The sequence below is a fragment of the Elstera litoralis genome, from assembly GCF_000963705.1.
GTDB classification, from domain to species: Bacteria; Pseudomonadota; Alphaproteobacteria; order Elsterales; family Elsteraceae; genus Elstera; species Elstera litoralis.
In genome coordinates this window covers 1-2,990 of the sequence record NZ_LAJY01000358.1, presented here as the reverse complement: position 1 = coordinate 2,990, position 2,990 = coordinate 1, and the positions used below count along the sequence as shown (strand labels likewise).

The window sequence follows — 2,990 nt, the reverse complement described above, 5'->3', positions numbered from 1 at the left end:
CACCATCTTAATGTCTTTCAGCGACCGCCCGGTAATATCGAGCGCATTAATCAGCCCGGCGGCGGCAACGATGGCGGTGCCGTGTTGGTCGTCGTGGAACACCGGAATATCCATCAACTCGCGCAAGCGCTGTTCGATGATGAAACATTCCGGCGCTTTAATATCCTCAAGATTGATGCCGCCGAACGTCGGCCCCAGATAGCGCACGGCATTGACGAACTCGTCCACGTCGCGCGTATCAACCTCGATATCAATGCCGTCGATATCGGCGAAGCGCTTGAACAGAACCGCCTTGCCTTCCATCACCGGCTTCGAGGCTAGTGCGCCGAGATCGCCGAGGCCGAGCACCGCTGTACCGTTCGAAATCACCGCTACAAGATTGCCCTTGGCGGTATAATCGTAAGCCGTATCCGGCGACTTGAAGATTTCAAGGCAAGGGGCGGCGACGCCGGGCGAATAGGCGAGGCTCAAATCGCGCTGCGTGACCAGCGGCTTCGTCGGGGTGATTTCGATTTTCCCCGGCCGTCCGCTAGCGTGCATGGAGAGGGCTTCGGCGTCGGTGACTTTCTTTTGCTGCGGCGTCGTCATATCGCGCGTTTCTTCCCGGTTTTGAGGGGCCGCGTTAACGGCTGAGGCCCCTTTCAAATCATTGCATTTTTACCGAAATATACCTGTAAATTCAGGGGGATTCGGTTGGGTCGGATTCCCAGACTAACACAATTTTAACGGAAGAGACGATGCTTGCTGCGGCACCTCGCCGCATATGCTGCCGTGCAGGCGCTGCATAGCGGTTTTTTTGCGGGCTGAGCGGCTTTGCCGCGCGTTGCCAAGCTTGCCCTTGACCGCGAATCGCTGTAGCAAGCGGGTCGATGACGCGTCCGGGCTTCATGCCGCACCGGGGCAGGCGATTGTTTTTGTCGTGATGATTGAAACAATCCTCGTCTAGAAGGGGCTGAGGGCCGGGCTGCGCCGGAGCCCTTTTGTTTCTGAGCGAACGAGGATAAGCCCTATGGCACGGAAGAAGATCGCGCTGGTTGGTGCGGGCAATATTGGCGGCACCCTGGCTCTGCTGGCTGGTCTGAAGGAACTGGGGGATATCACCCTGTTCGATGTTGTGGACGGCGTGCCGCAGGGCAAGGCCCTCGATATCGCCGAAGCCGCGCCGGTGGAAGGCTTCGATGCCACCCTGTCGGGCGCGTCCGATTATGCCGCCATTGCCGGGTCCGATGTTATCATCGTCACCGCTGGCGTCGCCCGCAAGCCGGGCATGAGCCGTGACGATCTGATCGCCATCAACGCTGGCGTCATGGCCAAGGTCGGCGAAGGCATTAAAACCTACGCGCCCGATGCGTTCGTGATCTGCATCACCAACCCGCTCGATGCGATGGTGTGGGTGCTTCAGCAGAAATCCGGCCTGCCGCCCCATAAGGTCGTCGGCATGGCGGGCGTGCTGGATAGCGCGCGCTTCCGCTTCTTCCTCGCCGAAGAATTCAATGTGTCGGTCGAAGACGTAACCGCCTTCGTGCTCGGCGGCCACGGCGATACGATGGTGCCCTCGGTGCGCTACTCGACCGTTGCCGGTATTCCGCTGCCGGACCTCATTAAGATGGGCTGGACCACGCAAGAAAAGCTGGACCAAATCGTTCAGCGCACGCGCGACGGCGGGGCCGAAATCGTCAATCTGCTGAAAACCGGCTCGGCCTTCTATGCTCCGGCCTCCTCGGCGATTCAGATGGCCGAAGCGTATCTGAAGGATAAGAAGCGCGTTCTGCCGGTCGCTGCCTACCTCACGGGTCAGTATGGGGTGAACGATCTTTATGTCGGCGTGCCGGTCGTGCTGGGCGCGGGCGGGGTCGAGCGGATCGTCGAGATTTCGCTGGATGAAACCGAAAAGGCGGGCTTCGAAAAGAGCTGCGCGGCGGTCCGTAGTCTTGTGCAGATTTGCAAGGATCTCGACGCAAAGGCCGCGTCGGGGGCGTAATCTTGCGACGGTTCGGTGTTTTGCCACACGTCAGCCCTGAGAAAGCTGCATTTCATTGCGGCCGGGGCAATGGTATGGTGCGCGCCGACCGTAGTTTACGCTGAATTATGTAATTTCGTGTCCATAGGCAGGGTCGTTGCGCATGATCCTGCCTATGGCTCCCGCCCGAAACCCGGGCATTAGGACCCGCTGGCGTGCTCAAGGGGTGAGGCGGCAGCGTACGGGAGGACCGATGAATATTCACGAGTATCAAGCCAAGCAGCTCTTGGCGAAATTCGGTGTCGCGGTGCCGCGCGGCGGGGTTGCTTATACCCCCGATGAAGCGGCGAAGGTCGCATCCGAACTGGGCGGCCCGGTTTATGTGGTAAAATCGCAGATTCATGCGGGCGGTCGCGGTGCAGGCCGTTTCCAGAACGATCCGAACGGCAAGGGCGGCGTCCGCGTCGTCAAAACCGTCGATGACGTGCGCGAAAACGCCGCAGCCATGCTGGGTCAGGTGCTCGTCACCAAGCAGACCGGCGAGCAGGGCAAAGAGGTGAAGCGCCTCTATGTCGAAGAGGGCGCGGATATTAAGCGCGAACTCTATCTCGGCATGCTTGTCGATCGCGCGTCCAGCCGGATTACCGTGATGGCCTCGACCGAAGGCGGCATGGAAATCGAAGAGGTCGCCCACGATCATCCCGAAAAGATCCTGAAGCTCGCCATCGATCCGGTGACGGGGCTGCAAGGCTTCCACGGTCGCCGCGTTGCTTTCGCCCTCGGGCTTGAAGGCAAGCAGGTCGGTGCCTGCGTGAAGTTTCTGACGGCGATGTATAAGGCGTTCGTCGATCTCGATGCGTCGATCGTTGAAATCAACCCGCTGGTCGTGACCGGCGCGGGCGATATCATCGCCCTCGATGCCAAGATGAACTTCGACGATAACGCGCTGTTCCGGCATCAGGATGTCGAAGCTCTGCGCGATGAAGACGAAGAAGACCCCGCCGAAACCGAAGCCGCCAAGCATCAGCTT

The 2,990-nt window shown here is 59.9% G+C and carries 2 protein-coding genes and 1 pseudogene; 2 read left to right on the top strand and 1 reads right to left on the bottom strand.

Translation table 11 applies throughout. The features are described from left to right. Positions 1-588: pseudogene (locus VZ95_RS13580) on the bottom strand (NADP-dependent malic enzyme); the annotation flags it as partial. 421 nt (positions 589-1,009) lie between these two features. Here VZ95_RS13580 and mdh point away from each other — a divergent pair. Both mdh and VZ95_RS13570 read left to right on the top strand, forming a co-directional pair. Beyond that, complete coding sequence (mdh, locus tag VZ95_RS13575) at positions 1,010-1,981, top strand: malate dehydrogenase (protein ID WP_045776325.1); 972 nt, start codon at positions 1,010-1,012, stop codon at positions 1,979-1,981. A gap of 232 nt (positions 1,982-2,213) precedes the next feature. Continuing rightward, on the top strand, positions 2,214-2,990 hold a 777-nt coding region (locus VZ95_RS13570), incomplete at its 3' end, for a succinate--CoA ligase subunit beta (protein WP_045776324.1).

Coding starts and splice junctions, on each gene's coding strand:
- mdh (WP_045776325.1), top strand. CDS start 1,010: ATGGCACGGAAGAAGATCGCGCTGGTTGGTGCGGGCAATATTGGCGGC.